The organism is Fibrobacter succinogenes subsp. succinogenes S85 (assembly GCF_000146505.1).
Classification (GTDB): Bacteria; Fibrobacterota; Fibrobacteria; order Fibrobacterales; family Fibrobacteraceae; genus Fibrobacter; species Fibrobacter succinogenes.
In genome coordinates this window covers 742,447-766,944 of sequence record NC_017448.1, presented here as the reverse complement: position 1 = coordinate 766,944, position 24,498 = coordinate 742,447, and the positions used below count along the sequence as shown (strand labels likewise).

General features: G+C 46.4%; 18 protein-coding genes. 8 read left to right on the top strand and 10 right to left on the bottom strand.

What is annotated here, in order from left to right; genetic code table 11:
* Positions 1 to 116 precede the first annotated feature (116 nt).
* The gene (locus FSU_RS03290; RefSeq protein WP_012820123.1) at positions 117 to 599 is read right to left on the bottom strand and encodes a hypothetical protein; all 483 of its coding nucleotides are present in this window, start codon (positions 597 to 599) and stop codon (positions 117 to 119) included.
* A 26-nt stretch (positions 600 to 625) separates the two neighbouring features.
* Positions 626 to 1,363 carry a 2-C-methyl-D-erythritol 4-phosphate cytidylyltransferase gene (gene ispD / locus FSU_RS03285; RefSeq protein ID WP_012820122.1) on the bottom strand — a complete coding sequence of 246 codons (738 nt, stop codon included), beginning with the start codon at positions 1,361 to 1,363 and terminating at the stop codon, positions 626 to 628.
* Between the two features lie 121 nt (positions 1,364 to 1,484).
* Here ispD and FSU_RS03280 point away from each other — a divergent pair, with 121 nt between their 5' ends.
* Entirely contained in the window at positions 1,485 to 1,829 is a 345-nt protein-coding gene (locus FSU_RS03280) for a hypothetical protein (protein WP_012820121.1), read from the top strand.
* A 3-nt stretch (positions 1,830 to 1,832) separates the two neighbouring features.
* Here FSU_RS03280 and FSU_RS03275 read toward each other — a convergent pair whose 3' ends face one another.
* Positions 1,833 to 2,147 (bottom strand): YbjQ family protein, encoded by a 315-nt coding sequence (locus tag FSU_RS03275; protein ID WP_012820120.1) that lies wholly within the window; start codon positions 2,145 to 2,147, stop codon positions 1,833 to 1,835.
* Between the two features lie 137 nt (positions 2,148 to 2,284).
* Entirely contained in the window at positions 2,285 to 2,848 is a 564-nt protein-coding gene (locus FSU_RS03270) for a hypothetical protein (RefSeq protein WP_244263707.1), read from the bottom strand.
* A gap of 425 nt (positions 2,849 to 3,273) precedes the next feature.
* Between FSU_RS03270 and FSU_RS03265 the strand changes: the two genes are divergently transcribed.
* Positions 3,274 to 5,685, top strand: a complete 2,412-nt coding sequence (locus FSU_RS03265) for an ATP-dependent helicase (protein WP_012820118.1) — start codon at positions 3,274 to 3,276, stop codon at positions 5,683 to 5,685.
* 42 nt (positions 5,686 to 5,727) lie between these two features.
* Here the strand turns inward: FSU_RS03265 and FSU_RS03260 are convergent, their stop codons facing one another.
* Positions 5,728 to 6,888, bottom strand: a complete 1,161-nt coding sequence (locus tag FSU_RS03260; RefSeq protein ID WP_012820117.1) for an RluA family pseudouridine synthase — start codon at positions 6,886 to 6,888, stop codon at positions 5,728 to 5,730.
* 145 nt (positions 6,889 to 7,033) lie between these two features.
* Positions 7,034 to 8,662, bottom strand: coding sequence for an NAD(P)/FAD-dependent oxidoreductase (locus FSU_RS03255; RefSeq protein WP_012820115.1), 1,629 nt, complete (start codon positions 8,660 to 8,662; stop codon positions 7,034 to 7,036).
* Positions 8,663 to 8,767: 105 nt separating this feature from the next.
* Here FSU_RS03255 and FSU_RS03250 point away from each other — a divergent pair, with 105 nt between their 5' ends.
* Positions 8,768 to 10,252, top strand: a complete 1,485-nt coding sequence (locus FSU_RS03250) for a DUF1846 domain-containing protein (RefSeq protein ID WP_012820114.1) — start codon at positions 8,768 to 8,770, stop codon at positions 10,250 to 10,252.
* Between the two features lie 248 nt (positions 10,253 to 10,500).
* Entirely contained in the window at positions 10,501 to 10,893 is a 393-nt protein-coding gene (locus FSU_RS03245) for a YkvA family protein (RefSeq protein WP_012820113.1), read from the top strand.
* Between the two features lie 4 nt (positions 10,894 to 10,897).
* Here FSU_RS03245 and pdxT read toward each other — a convergent pair whose 3' ends face one another.
* A complete protein-coding gene (gene pdxT / locus FSU_RS03240; protein ID WP_420805940.1) occupies positions 10,898 to 11,494 on the bottom strand; it encodes a pyridoxal 5'-phosphate synthase glutaminase subunit PdxT in 597 nt (198 codons plus the stop codon).
* 27 nt (positions 11,495 to 11,521) lie between these two features.
* Entirely contained in the window at positions 11,522 to 12,400 is an 879-nt protein-coding gene (gene pdxS, locus FSU_RS03235) for a pyridoxal 5'-phosphate synthase lyase subunit PdxS (protein WP_012820111.1), read from the bottom strand.
* 262 nt (positions 12,401 to 12,662) lie between these two features.
* Between pdxS and pdxR the strand changes: the two genes are divergently transcribed.
* Together pdxR and FSU_RS03225 are read left to right on the top strand one after the other, a co-directional pair.
* The gene (gene pdxR / locus FSU_RS03230) at positions 12,663 to 14,078 is read left to right on the top strand and encodes a MocR-like pyridoxine biosynthesis transcription factor PdxR (protein ID WP_012820110.1); all 1,416 of its coding nucleotides are present in this window, start codon (positions 12,663 to 12,665) and stop codon (positions 14,076 to 14,078) included.
* Positions 14,079 to 14,249: 171 nt separating this feature from the next.
* Positions 14,250 to 16,517: a fibrobacter succinogenes major paralogous domain-containing protein gene (locus FSU_RS03225; protein WP_012820108.1), complete on the top strand. Its 2,268-nt coding sequence runs from the start codon at positions 14,250 to 14,252 to the stop codon at positions 16,515 to 16,517.
* Positions 16,518 to 16,590: 73 nt separating this feature from the next.
* On the opposite strand, the gene htpG is transcribed toward FSU_RS03225, so the two are convergent.
* Together htpG and FSU_RS03215 are read right to left on the bottom strand one after the other, a co-directional pair.
* On the bottom strand, positions 16,591 to 18,477 hold the full coding sequence (htpG, locus tag FSU_RS03220) for a molecular chaperone HtpG (protein WP_012820107.1): 1,887 nt from the start codon (positions 18,475 to 18,477) through the stop codon (positions 16,591 to 16,593).
* Positions 18,478 to 18,643: 166 nt separating this feature from the next.
* On the bottom strand, positions 18,644 to 19,441 hold the full coding sequence (locus FSU_RS03215) for a KilA-N domain-containing protein (protein ID WP_012820106.1): 798 nt from the start codon (positions 19,439 to 19,441) through the stop codon (positions 18,644 to 18,646).
* 488 nt (positions 19,442 to 19,929) lie between these two features.
* Between FSU_RS03215 and FSU_RS03210 the strand changes: the two genes are divergently transcribed.
* A complete protein-coding gene (locus FSU_RS03210) occupies positions 19,930 to 21,708 on the top strand; it encodes a site-specific DNA-methyltransferase (protein ID WP_012820105.1) in 1,779 nt (592 codons plus the stop codon).
* 38 nt (positions 21,709 to 21,746) lie between these two features.
* A complete protein-coding gene (locus tag FSU_RS03205) occupies positions 21,747 to 24,407 on the top strand; it encodes a DEAD/DEAH box helicase (RefSeq protein ID WP_012820104.1) in 2,661 nt (886 codons plus the stop codon).
* Positions 24,408 to 24,498: the final 91 nt, after the last annotated feature.

Here is a 24,498-nt window from a genome sequence, read left to right as displayed (position 1 = left end):
TTGTGGCTCGAAACTTGCAGTTTTTGTCCTTGCGGCTGGTGTCGCGGGGGTGTGCGAATTTCGTGCCTGCTTAAATTTTCGGCGTAAATGTAGAAAATATTAGGCCAATAAACGGATTAATATGTTTCGCAGTAGGGGATTTCTTCGAAGTCTTTTGCTACTTCTTCTTTCTTGAAATGGTTGAATAGCAATACTTCGTTTTTCGAGAAAAGCTCGTCATTATTGAGGAAGGATATGACGATTTTGCAGAAACCGTTTTGTGGGATAACCACTCCGTGTTTTTCTATCGGTTTTAAGGTTGTTTCTGTGAATCCGCAAGAGTACCTGTAAGATTCTAAATCAGCGTTTCCTGGCTGGATGTATGCCGAAAAGAGATTGTCCTGTTCGCTAGTCCATGTCGGTTTGACGATGATTTTTTCACCGCCAAGTTTGATTTGCTGTTGGTAGCCGCCGCTGCAGAATCCGACTGGCTGGCGGAATACTCCGATGATGCCCGATTTTTGTTCGAACGTTTCTTTTTTAGATACGGAAAGGGATTGCGCGCAAGATGTCATGAGAACACATGCGCTTAGAATTCCAAGTAGCTTTAGGTATTTCATTTTCTCCTCGTAAGGTTTTGCTGCTGTTAAAGCATGTTGGCCCGGCTTGCGAAAATCTCGAAATCTTCGGGAGTGGTAAGCTTGTCGTTTGCGGATTCGCCTTTCACGATATAGACGGGCTCGCCAAAGAATTCGAGGATGCTTGCTTCATCGGTCGGTGTGAAGTTGAGCGGTTCCTTTTCAATGCGTGCATAAAGGCTCTTGAGCAAGTCAATGCGGGCTGCCTGTGGAGTCTGTGCGAGCCAGACCTTATTGCGGTCGATTGTGCTTTCGACGCGGCCATCGCTTGCTATCTTGATGGTGTCAATCGCAGGTTTTGCAACGAGGCAACTCCCTTTGTTGACGAGCGTTTCGCAAATGTCGCGGATAATCTTTTCGCTGATGAACGGGCGTGCTACATCGTGGACGAGCACGTATTCAGCGCCGCTAGTGAGCGAGTTCACTCCGTTTTGCACGGACTGCCAGCGTTCTTTCCCGCCAACGACAATTCTTAGTTTGTTTAAATTATTCCCGTATCCGGTTCCAAATGCGGGACTCAAACGGCTAAAAATATCTTTTTCAAAGTAGTCTTTCCAATCGGCTGGGACGGCAATAACGACTTCTGCAATTTCATCCATGTTGAGGAACGTTTCAAGGCTATATTGGTAAACTGGCTTGTTGCCAAGATTCATCAATTGCTTGGGGATTGTTCCACCCATGCGTTTGCCGAGTCCGCCCGCGGGGAGGACTGCAGCGAATTTTCCAAAAAGTAATGAATTAGACATAATTAAAAAATAGAAAGTTTTGTGATTTAAATCACCGTGTTTAAAATGTAAGAACTATAAAATTTTTTGAATGTAGAGAAAGTTTTTACCTTTGGCATCGAGTGTGTATATGGGAGATCGAATGGACTTTAGTGAATTGAAACCTCGCAACCGGACTCAAATGGCAGTCGTTGCATGCTTGGGCGGATTTGTCGGGGCGCATAACTTCTTGCTTGCGAATAGTGTTTCGGGAAGCATTAAAATTTATTTGACCCTTGTTGCGATTATTGCTCCGCATCATGTCGGTATGAGTCTTGCTGCGGTGAATCTTGCTTGGATCCTTTTTGATTTGTGGCAGATATGCTTTATGAGCACACTGCCTGAGATTCGTTTGGAAGGCAGTCGTAAAAAGGCGGTGGTTTTTGTGTTTACCTATATGGCTTTTGCGACTGCGCTTGCAATCCTTTTGTGCCAGCGCTATTTGTAGTGGCTATTTCTTGAAGCGGACTGCCGTTCCGTAGGCAATAATTTCGGCTGCGCCTGCCATAAGGCAGCTTGTGGCGTAGCGGACATTCACGATGGCGTCTGCACCAATCATGGTGGCTTCGCGAATCATGCGGTCCGTCGCTTCTTGGCGAGCTTCGCTCATCATCTCGGAATATCCTTTGATTTCCCCGCCGATAATAGTCTTGAGCCCTGCAAAAACGTCTCGGACAACGTTCTTTGAAAATACAATGCTCCCCTTGACGAGCTGGATGGTTTCAATTTCCTTGCCGCTGATAAAGTCTGTGTTGACGATAATCATTGATTCCCTCTTCAAAAAATTTGTCTGTTTTAATATATACAAAAAAAGGAAGAAAAAGAACCTTTTAAGAACGAAAACCCCTGCACTTTTGCGTGCAGGGGAGTGGTCTTAGGAGGAATAGAGAGAATAGAATGAAATTAGAAGAGGAAAAATAGGCCTATGTGAGGGGTGATGTTTACACCGGTGAATAGGTAGCTCATCTTATAAACTTTTGATTTCTGTTCAAGATCTGTATAGTAAGCTCCAATTCCATAGGCGTTTGTTGTAATATCTACACCGCTGATAATGCCTAACGATTCAAAAATGTGGTAGCCGATAATCAGGTCTCCACCAAAGAATGCGTCTATGTAGGCGGAACCGTGTGTAAACTTGTATGTATGACGGGCATCTGTTTGTACGGATATATCGCCTTCGACAACTTTTAGGTCAAGACCGCAAATGAAGTGAAACGCGATGATCAGGTTATTTGATATCGGGGCCATACCGAGACCGACCTTGATGTTGAAATCAAGACCTTTCATGTCGATGTTGTCTTCCAAATTACCTGTTAAAAAGCCGATTCCTAGACCAAATACGGAAGAATAGCCGTTTTCTTCGGTTCCATAGCGAGTCCAGCTGAACTGGTAACCTATTGATTTCCAGTCAAAACGCTGTGGCTTAATTTTCCATCTTTCAGATTCGATTGGAAGGCTGAAGTTCATGCTCTGTATGGTCTTTCTGTGTCGAATTTGATTTTTTTCCTTATATTCGCATGATGTTTGGACCGGCGTTAACGTAGCTTGTTGATCAGTGGTTTGGACTTGGCTAATCGTACTAGGGTTGGGTATTTCGTTGTTGTTTGCTTCTGTATCTGCTTGTGCAAAGGACAACGTACAGCACATAATAACAGAAATAGCCACAGTTTTGGAGAGCTTCGTAAACATATTTGCCTCCTTGGCTCAAATTGTGGTTTTATCATTGCTCCGTCATTAAATATATCTCAGAACTTACAAAAAGCTTAGGAAAAGTTTATGACGGTATTCCAAGATAGAACGATGGGGAAAAATTGCGTAAAACTTGACGGATTTCTATAAATAGATTACTTTTTGTGCAGTAAAACAGATGTTCACTACAAGGCGGTGCGCGTATGGAAAAAAGCCCGAAAAGCGAAAATATTGAAAACTCCCTTGAATGGGAGCGTTCCCGCCTGGACAAGGAGCAGCTTGAGGCGGTTGAGACAACTGAGGGCTACGTGCGCGTGGTGGCTGGGGCGGGGTCGGGTAAAACTCGGACGCTCACGCACCGCTATCTGTATCTCGTGAAGGAAATGGGCATTTCGCCTGCGAATATTCTCTGTGTGACGTTCACGAACAAGGCGGCTGCCGAAATGAAAAAGCGCATCCGATCGATTCTGGGCGGCGATGATAGTGGCTACATTTCTACGTTCCATGGCTTTTGCGTGCAGTTCTTGCGCGAAGAAATCCATGTGCTGAATTACCCGAAGGAATTCATGATTCTGGACGAGGATGACCAGAAGTCGCTTTTGCGCAAGGCGTATGCGGATTTGGGGTTCTCGCTCAAGGACTTGAAAATCAGCAGTGTCCTTGATTTTGTGGGTGGTCGCAAGGCGAATGATATTGGGTATGTGTCGCTGTTTGCGGAACACTTGGCGGATGAGGTGGGTGCATCGGCTGCCGAGAATGCGCCGGCGGTTGAAAACGAGAAACGCGAGCATCTGGTGGAGCTTGCGGACGAGGCTCCGGACAAGTGGATGGCGGTTTATTACCGCTATCTGTACGAGCAAAAGAAAAATTACGCGCTCGATTTTGATGACTTGATTCTGGTAACGCTATATATTCTGGAAAATTTCCCGGAAAAGCTCGACAAGTGGCGCAAGCGCATGATGTACGTGATGGTCGACGAGTACCAGGACATTGACGGTCAACAGTATTGTTTGGCGGATTTGCTTTCGAGTTACCACAAGAACCTGTTTGTGGTGGGCGACCCGGACCAGACGATTTATGGCTGGCGCGGTGCCGATATCAATCGCATTTTGGAATTTGACCAGTTCCATAAAGGCACGAAGACGATTCTGTTGCAGAACAATTACCGCTCGACGCCGAGCATTTTGAAGGTGCCGGATGCGGTCATCAAAAATAACAAGTACCGAATCGAGAAGGTCTTGAGGCCTGTCCGTGCAGGCGGCAAGACTCCCGTGTTTTACCATGCAAAGAACACTCGCGAAGAAGCGAAATGGATTGTAGAACGCATCCAGAATGCGGTACAGAATTCTGTGAAAAATGGTGCTGGTGGCGTACATTACAAGGATATTGCGGTTTTGTACCGTATGCATTCGCAGTCGCGCTCTGTTGAAGAGGCGCTGATGTCGGAGTCTATCCCGTATAAGGTCTATAGCGGGGTTGGCTTTTACCAGCGCAAGGAAATCAAGGATATCATTTGCTATTTGCGAATGCTCGTGTATGCCGACGACTTGTCGTTTATCCGGACGGTGAATACGCCAAAGCGCCAGTTCGGGCCGAAGAAAATGGCGATTTTGCAGGCGTTTGCGGATACGCGCAAGGTCGGGCTTTACGAGGCTTTGCTTGAAATTGTGTACGAGGCGGGGCGCCTGAACGATGTGGCGCCTGATGTCACGACGCAGGCGGAACTTTCGTCGGTTGGCAATGACCATCGGAAAATTGATTTTGACTGCAAGGAATTCTTGTCGAGAAGCAACGTCGTTGAATACGTGAAGTTGATTGAAAAGTATCGTTCGCGTTATAAGGATATGCGCGTCTCGGAATTGCTTTCGAAGATGCTTCGCGAGACGAAGTATGAGGAAATGCTTCGATTGGATGGCGATGAAGACCGCTTGGACAATCTCGCGGAACTCAAACAGGGAATTCTTGAATTCGAGAATTACTACGAAGAAGATGCCTCGCTTGATGAGTATTTGCAAAACATCGTGCTGTTCACGAATGCGGATGAAGATTCGCAGGAAAAGGACCGTGTGCAGCTCATGACAATCCACAATGCGAAGGGATTGGAATTCCCGTACGTTTTTGTGTGCGGTTTGAACGAGGGCTTTTTCCCGGTGAAGCGCGTGCAGAACAAGATGCAGCTAGAAGAAGAGCGCAGGCTTGCGTATGTGGCGTTCACGCGTGCCGAAAACGTGCTTTGCCTGAGCGACGCCGAAGATGGCGTGGCGGGCGAGAGCGGGTCACGCTATCCGTCGAGATTTTTGCTCGAAATGAACATGGACGAGCTTGATGTGGCGCGCGGATTCTCGGACGATTTGCTTTTGGCGGCACGGGCTTTTATTGCTGAATCGGACCGAAATCGTGACTTGATGAACGATTTTGATGAAGACGAGAGTCTTGGCGCAGTAAAGAAAGCGCCTACGGCAGAATTTGCGGTAGGCGATCGTGTGGTACACAAGATTTTTGGAATCGGGACCGTTAGCGGTGTCGATAAAAAGAACTTCTGTTACGAAATTACTTTTGACAAGTTTGCGACCCCGCGCTCGATTCAGTTCGATTTCCCGCTAGTGCGGGGATAGCTTTGCAGTTGTCATGCCGCACCCTGTTGCGGCATCGCCATTTTATCGTCTGCTTCTTTGGAAGTTGTTTTCAGGACGTTCAAAGCGCATCGGCTTGAGCTGCTTGATGACGTCACGGAGTTCCTTGGGGAGAGGGCAATCAAAAACTTTATGTTCGCCTTGCCAATCGAATTCCAGACGACAGCTGTGCAAAAATAAGCGGTTCAGACCGAACAACTTTTTGACTTCGCGATTGAGCGCGAAATCGCCGTAACGCGTATCGCCGAGAAGCGGATGCCCGATGCTTGCGAAGTGGGCGCGGATCTGGTGCATGCGGCCTGTTTCGAGCTTGATTTTCACAAGATCGTAGCCTTCATAATGTTGCTTGACGCGGTAATGCGTGATGGCCTTCTGTGCGTTTTCGTCATCTTGACCGACGAGCATCTTGCTGCCCTTGGCGCTGTCTGTGCGCAGGAGCGATTCGCTGATGGTGCCGCGGTCTTTCTTGAGGTTCCCCTTGACGAGTGCAAAGTAGAACTTGTCTACGACATGTTCGCGAATCATGCGGGTGAAGTCGCGGAGCGTGTCGCCGTGGAGAGCTGCAATGATGAGGCCGGAAGTTTCTTGGTCGAGGCGGTGGGCGATGGTCGGCTTGAAATCGAGACCTTCGTTACGTCCCCATTCCCAGAGGTATTCCACGAGGCTTTCGCCTGGGCGCGTGCCGCTGCCCGGCTGGCTTGCGAGTCCCGAGGGCTTGTTCACAATCACATAATCTTCGGTTTGCACGACGAGGTCGAGCTCGTGAGCGCCCCAGTGCGCCTGCTTTTCGGCACCTGTGAGGTGGCGGCCCCAGGTGGACTTGTTCTTGGCGAAACCTGTTGCACTTTTTGCATCGGGGCGTTGCGGGGTGTCCCCGCTCGAAGGGGTAGCGGGAGCCGCTTCGGCGGCGGAAGCGAGGGGAAGGCTTTCCCCATTTATATTCCTCTCGTCTTTCGTCTCTCGTCTCTCGTCTGATTCGTTTACCGACTTGAAGTTCTCGTAAATGTTGACCACGTCGCCTTCGACGAGCATCTGGTTAGCCTTGCCGACAACGCCGTTTACACGGACTTTCTTTTTGCGGATGACTGCGAAGAACACCGAGAGCGATTCTTCGGGGAATGCCTTGCGGAGGAAACGGTCAAGGCGCATGTTTGCAAAATTGCGATCGATAGTACGTGTAATCATAAGCTTTTGGGGTATGGGGTAATGAGGTATGGGCTCGCACCAATCGGTGCTTTGAGGAATAATGTCAGGAAACAATGTTTTTTACTCAAAGCGATGCGTCCCCAAAGTGCTTTAGCACGCCCCCAAAGCGAAGCGACCTCATAGCTCATATTTTTTCCTTTTTCGCGTAGTGTGCAAGTCGTACGCCGTCTGCGGCACTGGTGACGATTCCGCCCGCGTAGCCGGCTCCTTCGCCGAGGACGAAGAGCCCTTGGGTGTTTACGCTTTCGAGAGTTTCGTTGTTGCGCGTGATGCGGAGCGGCGAGCTAGTGCGCGTTTCGGGGGCGACAATTAGGCCTTCGTTGATGAATCCCGGAATTTTGCGGTCAAAATTTTGGAAGCCTTCGGCGAGACTTTGGCAAATCGTCGTGTCCATCCAATCCCACAGATTGCTTGGCACGAGCCCGCAAGGGTAGGTGGTTTTGGGGAGCGTTTTGTCTTCGCGGTGGGCGAGGAAGTTCTTGATCGTTTGCGCGGGAGCGGCGTAAACTTTTCCGCCGACGTTGTAGGCGTCTGTTTCGATTTTTCGTTGCAAGTCGAGACCGCCAAAAAGCGAACCGCTTGAAGTAATGTCAAAGCCTTCGGCGCCTGCTGTAATCGGGACGGCGATGGCTCCGTTAGCAAATGCGCCATTGCGGCGGCTATAGCTCATGCCGTTTGTCGCAAGCGTTCCCGGTTCCGAGGCACATGGCACAAGGACTCCGCCGGGGCACATGCAAAAGCTGTAGGCGCTCGAAGTCTTGTTGATTGTCGGCGTGGCGAGGAAATATTCGGCGGCTCCAGTGAGTCTTGTATCGACGTTCAGCCCGAGCTGTCGCATGTTGATGAGCGACTGCGGGTGTTCAACGCGGACGCCCATGGCGAACGCCTTGCTTTCGAGAGTCACGCCGCGAGCGTGGAGCATCTCGTAAACGCTACGAGCGGAATGCCCAACTGCAAGGACCAGCGCTTCGCACGGTTGCCAATGCGAGCCGGCAACACCGAGCGCATCACCGAGCTTGATCGCGCAAATGCGACCTTCCTTGATTTCAATATCTTCAAGGCTCGTGTTGAAATGGATATGCCCGCCAAGTCGGACAATCTCGGCGCGGATTTGACGCAACATGAGTACAAGTTTGTCTGTACCAATGTGCGGCTTTGCAAATGTGACGACGCTTTCGTCAACGCCAAAGTCCACCATGTCCTTGAGTACGGTTTCGCTGAACAGGTTGCGGCTACGGGTGTTGAGCTTGCCATCGCTGAATGCGCCAGCTCCACCTTCACCAAATAACACGTTGCTGTAGGCGTTGAACTTGCGGTCTACAAAGAACTTGCGGATGTCGCGAAAACGTTCTTCGACTTGTTTACCTTGTTCATAGATGTCGACGGAGAACCCTTTGCGCAAAAGATGTAGCGCCGCCCAGAGACCGCTAGGACCTGCTCCAATCACGTCCACGTGGCTTGCCATCGTTACAGTGTCTTTTAACGGTTCTGCATCGAGGCTGCGAATCTCGCGTTTAGATTCGATGAGCCCACGGGCGTTGTTCCCCGAGGCTCGGACTTTGCGCTTCAGGTCAAAAACGACATTGTAGGACCAGTGCAAGTCGCCTTTGCGTCGGGAGTCCAGCGAAAAACGTTCGACTTCGAGATTGAAGATTTCTTCGGGGTTCACTCGGAGCGTCTTGGCGAGCGCAAGACGGACTTCGCCTTTTTTTTCAAGGGCGACGGCGAGTTCTCTGTAGCGATATGTAAACATGTATGCCACAAATTTAGAAATATGGCAAAAAAATAGTTTTTTGGACTTGAGATAGTGGTTTACATTTTTTTATAATTGTGAAAACCCTAAAAATGGTAGTGATATATGTTTAAAGTTGGTTTTGATAACGATGCTTATCTAAAAACTCAATCTGAAAAAATTCAAGAACGTATCTCTAAATTTGGTGGAAAACTTTATCTTGAATTTGGTGGAAAACTTTTTGATGACCATCATGCAAGCCGCGTTTTGCCGGGCTTTGCTCCTGACTCCAAAATTCGCATGCTCGAAAAGCTCAAGGATAAGGCCGAAGTCATCATCGCCATCAATGCTGGCGACATCGAAAAGAACAAGGTTCGTGGCGACCTCGGGATTACTTACGATCAAGACGTTCTTCGCCTGATTGACGCTTTCCGCGGTTATGGCCTTTACGTGAGCAGTGTGGTGCTGACCCGCTGGCAAGAACAGCCGAGCGCAGTTGCTTACCAGAAAAAGCTCGAAGGCCTCGGACTCAAGGTCTATCGCCATTATCCGATTGCCGGTTATCCGAGCAACATCCCGCTCGTGGTGAGCGATGATGGTTATGGTAAAAATGAATTTGTTGAAACTTCTCGCGAACTCGTGGTGGTGACCGCTCCGGGTCCGGGCAGTGGAAAGATGGCTGTCTGCCTCTCGCAAATTTATCATGAAAACAAGCGTGGAGTCAAGGCTGGCTACGCCAAGTTTGAAACGTTCCCGATTTGGAACATCCCGCTCAAGCACCCGGTCAACCTTGCATACGAAGCTGCAACGGCCGACTTGAACGACGTGAACATGATTGATCCGTTCCACTTGGAAGCTTACGGCAAGACAACGATTAATTACAATCGTGACGTCGAAATTTTCCCGGTGTTGAACGCTCTCTTCACTCGCATCCTCGGTGAATCTCCGTACAAGAGCCCGACGGACATGGGCGTGAACATGGCTGGCAACTGCATTGTTGACGACGCTGCTGTTTGTGAAGCCGCCAATGCCGAAATCATCCGCCGTTACTACAATACTTTGTGCCAAGTCCGCAAGGGCAATGCCGAAAAGGATCAAGTCTACAAGCTTGAACTCGTGATGGAACAGGCTCACATCAGCGCTAAGGACCGCAAGGTTGCTGTCGCCGCTGTGGCAAAGGCTGAAGAAACGAACGGTCCGGCAGTCGCTATTGAACTGAACGACGGTACGATTATTACGGGCAAGACTTCTTCGCTTCTCGGTGCTTCTTCTGCTATGCTGCTTGATTCTCTCAAGCACTTGGCTGGCATCCCGGACGAAGTCCGCTTGCTCTCTCCGATGGTGATTGAACCGATTCAGAACCTCAAGACCAAGCAGCTCGGCCACAAGAACCCGCGCTTGCACATGGACGAAGTCCTCGTGGCTCTCTCCGTTTGTGCTCTGACGGATTACAATGCAAAGATTGCGCTCGAAAAACTCCCGGAACTCCGCCATTGCGAAGTCCACTCCAGCGTGATTCTTTCGCAGGTTGACGTTGGTGTGTTCCGCCGCCTCGGTGTGAACCTCACGTCTGAACCGAATTACCAGACGAGTAAATTATATCACGGGTAAAAAATCGTCTAAGCTTCGCATAGCGGCGTTCTCAACCCACTCGCCGTACTATTTGTACGGCTTCGGGGTCTGCGGCCTGGCTCTGCTCGCTTATCCGATTTTTTTGCAGTCATCCCGGATTTATTCCGGGATCGGCATACACGGTTCAAATAGCAGATACTTTTAGAAAAAGATTATCGAGAAATCGGTAGTCTTTTTCTTTTTGTTTGTATATTTAAAAAGTAATTTGATTAGAAGGATTGGTTTGAATGGCTAATGGTAAAGTTTACGATGATGTTGAAGTTCACGATATGAACGATATGCATCGTGAAAAGCGAAGTGTGAAAACGGGGGATGAACAGAATGGCGCTCCCGTTGTCTGGAAAGCGCTTTCTGTGATTATCGCTATGCTTGCGGTGGTTTACGATTTATCTCCGATTGATGCGGTCCCGGATACGATTCCGCTGTTTGGTTGGCTTGATGATGTGGGCTTTACTGTAATGGCCGCTCTCAATGCTTATCAGCAATTCGCCAAGGACCAGAATTCCATGGTTGTTCGCTTGGCAAAGTACGTCAAGTGGATGATGGTGGCTTTCATTGTGCTGGCGGGTGTTGCTGTTGGCGGTCTTATAACGGCGATAATCGCGCTCGTTACGCGCTAATTATTTAAGCAGCTTTCTTTGCCTGTATTTGATTCGCTTTCACTATTTCCTCCACGAAATATTGATGCACTCTTAAATCGTTATTGAGTTCTGGGTGGAACGAAATAGCGAGTTGATTCTTGTATCGCACAGCGACAATTTGATTTTGAACGGTCGCGAGAATTTGCACATCCTGGCTTGCGCGCTGTATGAGCGGGGCTCGGATGAATGTCATCGGGATTTTCCCGATTCCCTCAAAATTTTCTTCGGTGTAAAAACTCCCGAGCTGCCGACCGTAGGCATTGCGTTCTACAGTGACGGGCGTTGTCGCAAAATACGTATGACCGTCGTTGCTCAATTTCTCGGCAAGTAGAATCAATCCTGCGCAAGTGCCAAATGTCGGGAGTCCGCTTTCGATACGTTCGCGTAAGGGCTCGAAAAGTCTGAGGTCGTGCAAAAGCTTTCCTTGTACGGTGCTTTCGCCGCCGGGTAAAATGAGCCCATCGAAATCTTGTTCGAGGTCTCGCAACTGGCGGATTTCAAACGTTTCAACGCCGAGCTTCTCAAGGATCTGGCGGTGCTCAGCAAATGCACCTTGTACGGCGAGTACGCCGATTTTGATGTGGTTGTTTGTTTTGTTTTCGCTCATTTACTTTCCTCGTTCAGCCATTAAAAGTGCAATTTCGTTTTCGTTGATGCCGACCATCGCTTCGCCTAAATCTTCGGAGAGCTTGGCAATGAGTTTGGCGTCCTTGTAGTTTGTGACAGCTTGCACGATCGCGGCGGCACGCTTGGCCGGATTGCCGGACTTGAAAATACCTGATCCGACGAACACGCCTTCGGCGCCGAGTTGCATCATGAGTGCTGCGTCGGCGGGTGTGGCAACGCCACCTGCGGCAAAGTTCACGACGGGGAGTCGCTTGTGGTCGTGAACGAACTTCACGAGTTCGTACGAAACTTGCAATTCCTTGGCGCGGTTGAACAGTTCGTCTTCACGCATAGAGGTGATGCGTGCGATTTCCTGATTCATGAGACGGATGTGGCGGACTGCCTGTACGATGTCGCCGGTTCCCGGTTCGCCTTTGGTGCGGATCATGGAAGCGCCTTCTTCAATGCGGCGGAGTGCTTCGCCGAGGTCGCGGGCCCCGCAGACGAACGGCACTTTAAATTCGTGCTTGTTGATGTGGAATACGTCATCGGCGGGGGAGAGTACTTCGCTTTCGTCGATGTAGTCAATTTCGATGGCTTCCAAAAGTTGTGCTTCGACGAAGTGCCCGATACGGCATTTTGCCATCACGGGGATGGAAACGGCGTCCTGGATGCCTTTAATCATCTTGGGGTCGCTCATGCGAGAGACTCCGCCTGCGGCGCGAATGTCGGCAGGGATGCGCTCGAGTGCCATGACGGCGGCTGCACCGGCGGCTTCTGCAATTTTTGCCTGTTCCGGGGTGGTCACATCCATAATGACTCCGCCTTTAAGCATTTGGGCGAGATTCTTGTTGAGTTCGTAGCGATTTTCTGTAGGCATTGGGTTCTCCTTGTTGCGTTTGTTTCGTTTTGAGGCTTAAATTAGACTTTTTATTGACTTTATCAAATGTTCAAATTTCTATTATTTTAATAGGTTCAGTTTAATGTCAGTTTGTGGTCAGTTTTTTCAAAAGGAATGCTTGATAATGTATAGACTTCGCATTGTAAAAACACTCGAAACGGTCTTCGCTCGTTATAATAATGATGTCATGCCCGATTTATTCGGGCATCGCCTTCTTGGTTTACAGAAAAGGATTTCTTAAATGCTTTCATATGATATCTCAAAGGCGGGGGATGATACTCTTTATCATTTCTTGTATCGTTCTATCAAGGATGATATTCTGTCGGGGCGTCTTGAGGCGGATGCGAAGCTTCCGTCGAAGCGTCCGTTTGCAAATGCGCTGGGCGTGAGCGTCGTGACTGTTGAAAATGCATACGAGCAGCTTTTAGCGGAGGGCTTCATTTACTCGCTTCCGCGCAAGGGCTTTTTCGTTGCGGCGATTCAATCAAAAAATCCGCAGATTCTTCCCAAGCCTGTTCCGACCAAGCAATCCCGTGAGTCGCAACGCGTTGAACCGCCAAAAACTCCGCATTACATTGCAGACTTTGTCAATAATCAGGTAGATGCTTCGACGTTCCCGTTCTCGACGTGGGCGAAGATTACGCGAAAAGTCCTCTGTGAACAGCAAAATGAACTGCTCACGCGTTCGCCGAATTCAGGCGTTATCGCGCTTCGAAAAGCGATCGCCAAGATGCTTCTGGAGTTTCGCGGAATGCGTGTGGATCCGGAACAGATTGTCGTTGGTGCTGGAACAGATTGCCTTTACACTTGGCTTGTGCAGCTTTTGGGCTTTGATAAAAAGTATGGCGTTGAAGACCCTGGCTACAGCAAGATTTCTAAAATCTACCAAAAGCTAAATGTCGTTTGCAATTTTATCCCGCTAGATGAACAGGGCGTTCGCATTGACCAACTCGAAGAAACGTGTACCGATGTTGTTCATCTTTCGCCATCGCACCATTTCCCGACAGGGAAGGTAATGCCTGTGAGCCGTCGCTATGAACTCTTGAGCTGGGCTTCAAAATCGAGCAACCGCTACATTGTTGAAGACGAATACGATAGCGAGTTCCGTATGGTGGGGCGCCCGATTCCGGCGCTTCAAAACATCGATGTGCAAGACAAGACGATTTATATAAATTCATTTTCTAAAACGCTTGCCTCTACAGTGCGTGTGGGTTATATGATTCTTCCGAAACCGCTTGCGCAAAAATTTCGTGAAGAGTTCTCGTTTTACACTTGTACAATTTCAAATCTCGTGCAGTATGTGCTTGCTGCGTTCATCAGTGGCGGTCATTACGAAAAGCACATCAACCGTATGCGCAATTTTTACCGTCACCGTCGCGATACTCTGCTTGATATCATCCGTCGCAGTCCGCTTCATGATCGCGTTGAAATCGCCGAACAAGATGCAGGCTTGCACTTTATTCTAAAAGTGAAAACTACGCTTTCCGATGAAGAATTTTGCAATCGGGCTCTCGAAAAAGGCGTACGCATCGGAGCACTTTCGGATTATTACACGATGGCGACCCCATCGCAACACGAATTTGTCATCAACTATTCATCGGTACCCGAAAAACAGATGAAAAAGGCTATTTCGCTGCTTGAAAAAATTGTGGAATGAGATTTTCTTGCTTTGTCATCCCGGACTTGTACAAGTACAAAGCCCTTCGGCTCAGCTATGAAAATGCAAGCATTTTCGCAGCGTTCGCCTTGGTTGCTTTTGTTCCGGGATCGCCTTTTTAAATCCTCAAATTACTTATATTTACCTCAAATGTATGGGGAGGAGATGTTTATGAAAATGTTTGCTAGGTTTTTGCCGTTCTTGCTTGTGACGGCTATGTCTGTCTTTACCGCCTGTGGTGGCGATTCTGGCAGCAATGCTGATTCAGAAGAACCTGTGTCCAGCAGTGCTGTGAAAAAATCCAGCAGCAGCAACGCGAACTCCTCGTCAAGCAAAAAAGTTTCGTCTAGTTCTGCAAAGTCTTCTTCGTCTGCGAAAACATCCTCAAGTGCGAGCGGTGCTAAGGCTGTATACGACGAAAAAAACAATACCATGAAGGACCCTCGCGACAATAAGACCTATAAGACCGTGAAAATCGGTGACCAGGTCTGGATGGCGGAAAACTTGAATTATAATTCGGGCCTTAGCTACTGCTTTGGCGAAGAACCTTCATACAAACAAAATAGTCATCCGGGCTTATGTGGTACATACGGTCGACTTTATAAGTGGGATGCTGCAACGGAAGTTTGCCCTGGCGGCTGGCACTTGCCCTCTAAGGACGAATTTGAAACCTTGATCCAAACAGTTGGCGGTAGCGGTAATGCGGGAATAAAGCTCAAGTCTGTTGACGGCTGGAAATTTGAGAAAAAAGAAACTGTTGGAACGGATGAGTATGGTTTTACGGCCCTCCCTGGAGGCTTCAGAAAGGAAGACGATTTGAGTGATTATGTCACTGAGAATATTGAATCGTACGATTTTATTGGCGACAAGACAGAGGCGTATTTCTGGAGTTCTACGGAAGATGTTGAATCATCGACTAGGCTGGATGGCAATAGGATTCTAGTTGATCACGCGTTCTGCATGTCTTTGGAGAATCGTTACGCAAAGGCTGATATTTGGGGTGAGCCGATGATCAATGCAATGTCCGTCCGTTGCATTCTGGATTCCAAAACTTCGTCTAATGAAAAGTCTAGCAGTAGCAAGGCAAACTCTTCTTCTAGCGCAAAGTCTTCTTCATCTGCGAAATCGGGGAGCTCTGTAGCTGTGCCCAAAGGCTGCAAAACTTCAACTAAAGATAATTGCGAGTATGGCGAATTGGTGGATGACCGCGACGGACAAACTTACAAGACTGTGAAAATCGGTGACCAGTGGTGGATGGCGCAGAACTTGAATTACAGGAGAGAGGCAAAATACAAAAACGATTATTGCTATTGTTACAATAATTCAAAAGATAATTGCGATAAGTTTGGGCGCTTATATGTATGGACTGCAGCTGCGGACGCTTGTCCCGAGGGATGGCATCTGCCATCCACAGCGGAATGGAAAACCTTGATTGACTCGGTGGGGGGCGAAGAAGTCGCTGGCATAACACTCAAGACGAGTGGATGGAATCGCGGTGGCGATGCGACAGATGCTTTCGGTTTTTCTGTGCTTCCTGCAGGTTACAGGGACTGGCTCTACCAAGACGATTATTACGAGGAGGGGTATCAAGCGCTCTTTTGGAGTTCTAATGAATATGAAAACAGTAGTGGATGCGTGTATTTTCAGAGTGTGTATGATGGTGCGGATATCCGCTCTGGAAACAAAGACGACGGCTATTCTGTTCGTTGCGTGATGGATGTCGAACCTAAAATTATAGAACCCCCGGTTATTATAGTGCCCGAGGCAAAAGCCTGCAAAACAAAAACTAAAGATGAATGCGAATATGGCACGCTAACGGATTCTCGTGACAAACAAACTTATAAAACCGTGAAGATAGGTTCGCAGATTTGGATGGCTGAGAATCTTAATTTTGAGACGAATAGTTCCTATTGCTTCAACGACTCCGCTAAGTACTGCTCCAAGTACGGTCGCCTTTACACTTGGGCCGCAGCAATGGACAGTGCTGGCGTATGGAGTGAAAACGGCAAAGGCTGCGGTTATCAAAAAACGTGTACACCCACCTATCCAGTGCAGGGGGCGTGTCCCAGTGGCTGGCATTTGCCTACGAAGGCTGAATATGATACTTTGTTTGCCGCAATTGGCGGCTCCGAGACTGCAGGTGAAAAACTCAAATCAACTTCTGGTTGGTCTGAAGGCGGTAACGGTACGGATGATTATTCCTTTTCGGCGTCGCCTGCTGGATACAGGTTTATCAATGGAATATATCCCATTTACAGCGAGATTGGCTATCTCGGGGTTTTGTGGACGTCTACAGAGGCCGAAAGCGATGAGTGGTGCGATGAGACTTGCAGAAGAGTCGTCGCGTGCAATGTGTCTTTGACAAGCTTAAACGATGATTCATTTGTGGGCAACGTGGGTAAGGACGATGCATATCCAGTCCGCTGCGTCAAAAATTAGCAAATCGAGTGTCGCAGAAAAGCAAAAAAGGCCGCGATTAATCGCGGTCTTTTTGATGGTGCATAGCGCGTAATTACTTGACAGATGCGGTCAGCAGCTTTGTAATCGCAGCGACGTATTCAGCGGGGTTCGGGAGCGGAGAGCCTTCGGCAAGCAAAGCCTGACCGTAGAGGGCCTTCGGCCAATCGCCAAGATCTTCGTTCGCTTCGGCTTTCTTCTTGAGCATTTCGCAAATCGGGTGTGTCGGGTTGATTTCCAGAATGCGCTTGGACTTCGGCAAGTTCTTCTGGCCCATAGCCTTCATCATGCGTTCCATCTGGGCGCTCATCGCATCTTCGCTTGTGACGAGGCAGCACGGGCTATCCTTGAGGCGGCTAGAAACGCGGACTTCCTTGATGTTTTCGTCCAAAACCTTCTGCAAGTTTTCGCAGAGGCCCTTGAAAATGCCCTTGTTTTCTTCTTCGGCCTTCTTTTCTTCTTCGGTCTTTTCAAAGTCCACATCGCCACGGGAAATGTCGTGGAACTTCTTGTCGCCGAATTCCGTGAGGCTAGACATCATGAATTCATCAATGCCGTCGCTCATGAGCAACACTTCGTAGCCCTTGGCCTTGAAGGCTTCGAGCATCGGGTTTGACTTGATGGCGTTCTTGTCGCCCACGAGGTAGTAGATTTCCTTCTGGCCTTCCGGCATGCGCTTCACGTATTCGTCGAGGCTTACGAGAGCGTCGCCTTCAGTCTTGGTGCTTTCGAAACGGAGCAACTTCTTGAGTTCGTCAAGATGTTCCCAGTTCATGTAGAAGCCTTCCTTCAAGACCATGCCGAGTTCGCGCCACCAGGCGTTGTACTTAGCGACATCCTTGTCGGCCATGTTCTGCAAGGCGTCGAGCACCTTCTTGATCACGTGCTTACGGATGTTGGTGATAATCTTGTTGTTCTGCAAGATTTCACGAGACACATTCAGCGGCAAGTCTTCGCTATCGACCACGCCGCGCACAAAGCGGAGCCACGGCGGCAGCAAGTCCTTGCAGTCATCCATGATAAAGACTTTCTTCACATAGAGCTTGAGGCCGTGCAGAGCGTCGTTGTGCCAAATGTTGAACGGAGCCTTCGACGGAATGTACACAAGGCTCCAGAATTCCTGGGAACCTTCAGCGTGGCTGTGGCTCCAGGCGGCCGGTTCGTCAGCTTCGTGGCTGATGACGTTGTAGAAATCCTTGTACTGTTCTTCGGTGACTTCCTTTTCGCTCTGGCGCCACAAAGCGGTCTTGTCGTTCAAACGTTCTTCCGGCTTTTCTTCAAGTTCGCCCTTGTCGTTCTTCGTTGCTTCCGGGTGGAAGTAAATGCCGTAGCTCACGAAACCGCTATACTTCTGGACGATATCCTTGATCTTCCATTCGCTAGCGAAATCATCGGCGTCTTCGTCGTCCTTGAGATAAAGCGTAATCTTCGTGCCGACCTTGTCGAGCGGGGCTTCAGAAATTTCGAAATCGCCCGTGCCTTCGGAACTCCACAGGTAACCCTGCGTTTCGCCGGCCTTGAGCGTCAAGACTTCGACCTTCTTTGCAACCATGAACACGGAATAGAAACCCACACCGAACTGACCGATGAGATCGACGCTGCTCTTGTCGGCATCTTTCAAGTTCTTGATGAAGTTTTTGGTGCCGCTACGAGCGATTGTACCCAAGCAGTTGATCAAGTCTTCCTTGTTCATGCCGATACCGTTGTCTTCGACAATGAGGCGCTTGCCTTCCTTGTTCACCGAAATATCGATGCGCAACTGAGTGCCCACCGGGAGGAGGCTGGAGTTCGAAAGAGAGAGGAAACGACGCTTGTCGAGTGCATCTGCTGCGTTAGAAACCAATTCGCGGAGGAAAATTTCCTTGTTGCTGTAAAGGGAGTTGATCATCAAGTTCAGCATATCGCGAACTTCGGTCTGGAACTCCATCTTTTCTGTTGCCATTTTAATCTCCTGTTAAATTTTTAAGCAATCCCGCAATTTTATTGTTTCAAAATGAAACTAAAACGCGGTTTTGTTTTGTTTCCGCGCTAGTATATGCAAGAACCGTGCCAATTTGGATGAGAGACTAGAGACGAAAGACGAGAGAACGGGTATGCGACTTTTCTTCTTATTTCAGGAGCTTGTTTTCTCCGATGGATTCCAGAACTGTCATTTGGCTTATTGCAATTTGATTCAGTTTTTGCAATCGCTCTGGCTGCGGTAAACCTTCCTTGATTAGGACTGAATTCAACGATTCCATATTTGAAAGGCATATAAGCTGGTTTACTGAAGCGTAGTCGCGGACATTGCCTTGCAAATCGGCATGTGTATCGCGCCATTCCTTGGCGGTAAATCCAAATAAGGCTACATTCAAAACATCAGCTTCGTTTGCATAAATCATACTCATCTGCTGTTTTGTAAGTGTTGCCGGAATCAAGTTCTGCTTGATGGCGTCCGTATGAATGTGATAGTTGATTTTAGAGAGTTCCCGACGCACGGACCAGCCCATTTGGGCTTGTTCGGCTTCTTTGAGACGCTGGAACTCTTTAACCATGTATATTTTGAATTCTGCACTAATCCACATTGCAAATTCAAATGCAATGTCTTTATGTGCGTAGGTTCCACCGTATCGACCTGCTTTGGCTACTAAAGAAACGGCATTTGTTCTAGCCTGAAATTCTTTAACGCTGATTTTAAAGCTATTGAGACCTGAGTGATTTTTAATTATGGCGAATTCGCCATAATTAAAATTAGGATTATATACTTTTTCCCAAATTCCAATATATTCTAGCGTATTACGGTTTCTCAACCAATCTGTTATAAAGAAATCACCGTCTTTAGCTTTGAGCATATCTGTCAGCGAAATGTAATCCTCATTGCCGATTCTTTGCACAGAAATTTCTGCATCCATAACTTTTATTTTCATCGTTAACTCCTTGCGGACAAGCATAAAAACCACAATGTTTGAAATTTTGAGCACTAGAACATTTGTTCACTATTAAATATAGTCCCTCTAGGGATGGTTGTCAAGATTTTTTGGCGAAAAATCTTCTTTTCCATCGGTCATCACTGCGAAATTGTCATTCCCGACTTGATCGGGAATCTCCTTTTGGGGCGAAAAAATCTATATTACGGGTGACATAGGTTGTCTTTATGGCAATCGCCGGTTTTTGAGATTCGTCTCTCATTCTCGCTATCGAAATTAGCACTTTCAACAGACCGAGGAATAGGACGAGCGCTCACGCCCCATCGGGCGTGGGTCGTTTTGTGCTTATTTGGTCATAGGGCGTGCTAACCCTCGATAGCGGTAAGTGCATTCGACTCCACGCCTCTTTTTTATTTGCGAAACGTGGAAAATGCAAAAAGGAGAATATCCCATTGCCGGGAGGTTTCACTTTTTTGCTTGAGGTTTTCGTGCCCACTTTGAACTGGCTTGGAAAAGATGCTGTTCTGAACCATCACCTTGATGTTCCTTACAGAACGCTTGAATTGAAAGAATCGTTCAACTGCGAAAGTGGTAAGTCCGAAAACAAGATTATCCATGGCGATAACCTTGAAGCGTTGAAGGCTTTGCTCCCTGAATATGAAGGACGTGTCAAGTGCATCTACATTGATCCTCCGTATAACACGGGTAATGAAAATTGGGTCTATAACGATAATGTGAATAGCCCAAAAATTAGAAAGTGGCTCGGACAGGTGGTCGGCAAGGAGTCTGAGGATTTGACCCGTCATGATAAGTGGCTTTGCATGATGTATCCGCGTTTAACGTTGTTGCAGAAGTTGCTTGCTGATGATGGTGCAATATTTATTTCCATAGATGATAATGAACAAGCGAATTTAAAGTTGATTTGTGATGAAATTTTTGGTGCTGGAAATTTTGTGACGCAATTTATTTGGCAATCTACTCCTGGATCAAATACTGGTAATGATATTAAGGTTGTTACCGAATATATTTTAATGTACAAGAAAAGATTTTTTATTCCCAATACACGAAATATTGATGATTTTGAGAAATATGATTTAGAGGATGAGTATAAAGATCGTCGAGGAAAATATACTACAAATAAACTTGATAGAAGAATGACGGGTAGTCATTATTCAGAATCGTTAAATTACCAAATAAAAATGCCTGATGGAACTTTTTTGTATCCGGGGTCATCAATTGACAAACTGAAACATTGGAATTGGCGGTGGTCAGAAGCGAAAGTTGCATGGGGAATAGAACATGGTTTTATTGTTTTTAAAAATAATAATGGGAATTGGTCTGTATATTTCAAACAATATTGTAATGTAAACAATAACGATGAACTTATTGAAAGATCCTTGCCATATCAAAACCTTTTAGAAGATGAAAGTTTCAATTCTGCTCGAGGTACAGCCGATTTGATGAAAATAATGTCTATGAAGGCTTTTGATTATCCTAAGCCTATATCTCTTATTGAAGAAATTCTTGAAATTGCAACAGATAAATCCTCCATTATCCTCGATTCCTTTGCAGGGTCTGGCACGACTGCTCACGCTGTTCTCAACCTCAACAAACAAGATGGTGGAAATCGCAAATTCATTCTTGTTGAAATGGAAGATTATGCCGATAAAATTACAGCAGAACGCGTACGGAGAGTCATCAAAGGATATAAATCAGATGAAAAGCGAGAACTATATTCAAAGGAATTGACCTTAAAAGATATTGCAAATGGTCAAGAAATAATGGATGAATTGAAAGGTGTCCGTGACGAGCATAAGGATGAATTTGACAAGTTTGAAACAACTTTTGAAAATAATTGCTTGAAATTGGCCGGAATAACAAAAGGAAGAAGCGAAGGTACTGGCGGAGATTTCTGCTATTACGAACTTGGACCCGAAATGCTTTTAGACGGCTATCTGAACGAAGCCCAACCTGTCGAGAAAATTCGCGAATACATCTACTACACAGAAACCAATAAATCCATTGATTATCAAAGAGTCGAACAAGTCGGTCATGAATTTTTCTTAGGTGATGTTGATAACACCTCGTATTATCTGTTCTACAAAAAATCGGAAGTCACAACATTGGATTTTGAATTTTTGGCAACAATTAAACTTCGTTCAGAACGCTATGTCATTTTCGCTGACAATTGCGTTCTGCCGAAAGATTTCTTGTTTGAACACAATATCACTTTCAAGAAAATTCCAAGAGACGTTAGAAAATTTTAGATAAAGGAGATTCCCGGTCAAGCCGGGAATGACAAAGCATGATTTTAAAATCTTATCAAAAACAGATTATTGACGACTTGGCTCTTTTTCTTGAAAAACTGAAAGAACGCCGAAATATAGCGGAAGCTTTTAACGCCTTTTGGATGTTGCACCCGAGAACGCCGATAACACCTTCTTTTGGCGAAGCTGTAGAACCTTACAAGAATAATGTGCCGAATTGTCCGCATGTGTGTATCAAAGTTCCGACCGCTGGTGGTAAGACTTTTATTGCAGCAAATGCGTTGTCTGCAATTTTCAAGGAACTTGATCCCGCTCGCCCGAAAATTGCAGTATGGCTAGTGCCGTCTAATTCTATTTTGGAACAGACTATCCGGAATTTTAGCAACCCACGGCATCCGTATCGCGAACAGTTAAATACTGATTTTGCAAATAAGGTGAATGTTTTTGATAAGCGAATGCTTTTGCAGGGCGCGGGTTTTAATACATCGTCTGTTCGTGAGAATATGACTCTTTGTATTTTGAGTTTTGACAGTCTTCGTGCTCGCAAAAAAGAAGATCGCAAAGTCAATGAAGAAAATGGGAATTTACAATCGTTTGCTAAGGATGTGGGCGAAGAAGAAATTTCTGTAATGTCGGTACTTCGTGCCTTCAATCCGGTAGTTATTGTGGATGAAAGCCATAATGCCGAAAGTGAATTGAGTGTCGAAATGCTAAAGAACTTGAATCCGAGTTTCATCTTGGATTTGACGGCGACCCCGCGCAAAAACAGCAACATCATTAGCTTTACGCCTGCCATAGAGCTCAAGAAAGAGAATATGGTAAAACTTCCAGTGATTGTCTATAACCACCACAAGAAAGAAGAAGTTGTAAGTTCTGCGTTGGAGCTCCGTTCGAAATTGGAAAGTGCTGCGGTTGAGGCTGAAAAATCGGGTGCTCCCTATATTCGTCCGATTGTCCTTTTCCAGGCGGAACCTAAAACGAAAGATGACAACGCTACATTTGAGTGTGTCAAGTCGATGCTTCTGGAAAAGAAAATCCCAGAGGAACAAATCAAGATAAAAACGGCAGACAAGAACGAATTGCAGAATGTCAATTTGTTGAGCAAGGATTGCCCTGTCCGTTATATTATTACGGTGAATGCCCTTAAGGAGGGGTGGGATTGTCCGTTTGCCTATATTCTTGCTTCTCTTGCTGATCGTAGTTCTTCTGTTGATGTGGAGCAGATTCTAGGACGAGTCTTGCGATTGCCTAATGTTCGCAAAAATGAAAATGTAATGCTTAACATGAGCTATGTGTTTACGGCTTCCGCAAGATTTAGTGAAACACTTGACAGCATTGTGAAAGGACTAAATCGTGCTGGTTTTAGCAGTAGTGACTATAGACAAGTGGAATTAGAAAAGTCTGTTGAACCGACGGAAATGCCGATGAATGAATCAATAGCTTCAATGAGTTTGCTAAATGACAGTAATGGCGGTTCAAAAGAAGGTGAGTTTGATTTGTCTTCAATATTATGGAATGGGGATGATTCTTCGCTGTCGCCGGCATCTGTAGCTTCTGTTTCTGACCATGGTGATGCTAAAAGTGAATTGCAAAATCAACAGTCGAGTATTATGGCTCAAATAGAGCATTTGGCTCAAAAGGAAAATGAAGAATTGGAAAAGCGTATCGAAGAAAATCGAACATCTCCGGTAGCACCACCTGAAATGGAAAAGCAAGTGAAAACTTACGCAATCAAGAGCATCTTTAAGGACTCTGCAAGTCAAATCATTTTACCAAAATTCTTTATGAAGGGTGCGGTTGAAGGCTTGCATGTTGATCTTTTTGGAATAGCGAACACTCCTTTCGATAAGGATATGTTGCTCAAAAATTTTCCATTAAGGAATGCCGATACGAATATTAATTTTGAAAATGTTGATGTTGAAATGCGAAGCATTGATTTAGATGAGTCGCAAAAAGATTTTACACCGACTATTTTTAGCGTTGGCAAAAATCAGCAAGCAGAAATTACTCGTTGGCTTTCAAACATTGAAGATGTTGAACGGAAACGTCAAAAGTGTGCTGAACGTTTACGTGATTGGATTGGGAATATGTATCCGATTCCTGATCCTGATATTATTGAATATATTCGCCGAGTCCTTTCAAACTTTAATGACAAAGATTTGAATCAAATGTTGAATTCGCAAAGTACTTATGCGGAACGAATTAAGCAAAAAATAAATGCTCTTGCTGCGGAATATATTGAAACAGAATTTGATCGGACTCTAGATCAAGATAAAATTATTCTGCGGCAACACTACCGTATTGCAGATAAGCTTACGCTTTCATCTGCAGGAAAACCTTTGCCGAAAACTCTTCACGAAAAAGAAGAGAATGTAAACGGTTTTGAAGAAACGGTAATCAACGCTGTTGCTAATCTTGAAAATGTTGAATTTTGGACCCGTAACCGTGAGAAGAAGGACTTTTGCATTAATGGCTTTATCAACCATTATCCCGATTTTATAATAAAGACAAAACATGGTAAAATCGTGATGCTAGAAACCAAGGGCGATCATCTTGATGCCGAAAAGAAAATCAAACTGGGAAATCTTTGGGCGTCAAAGGCTGGCAATAACTATCGTTATTGCTTGGTGTATGAACATCGTAAAGTAGATCATGCCTACACCAAGGATGAATTCTTGGCTACGCTGAAAGAATGGTAATTGATTAAAATTTTCTGAAAAGCTCTATAAAATATAAGGCGAAAAAAACTCTCAGTGATCCCCAAAGATGTATATTAAAGAAGTAACGCGG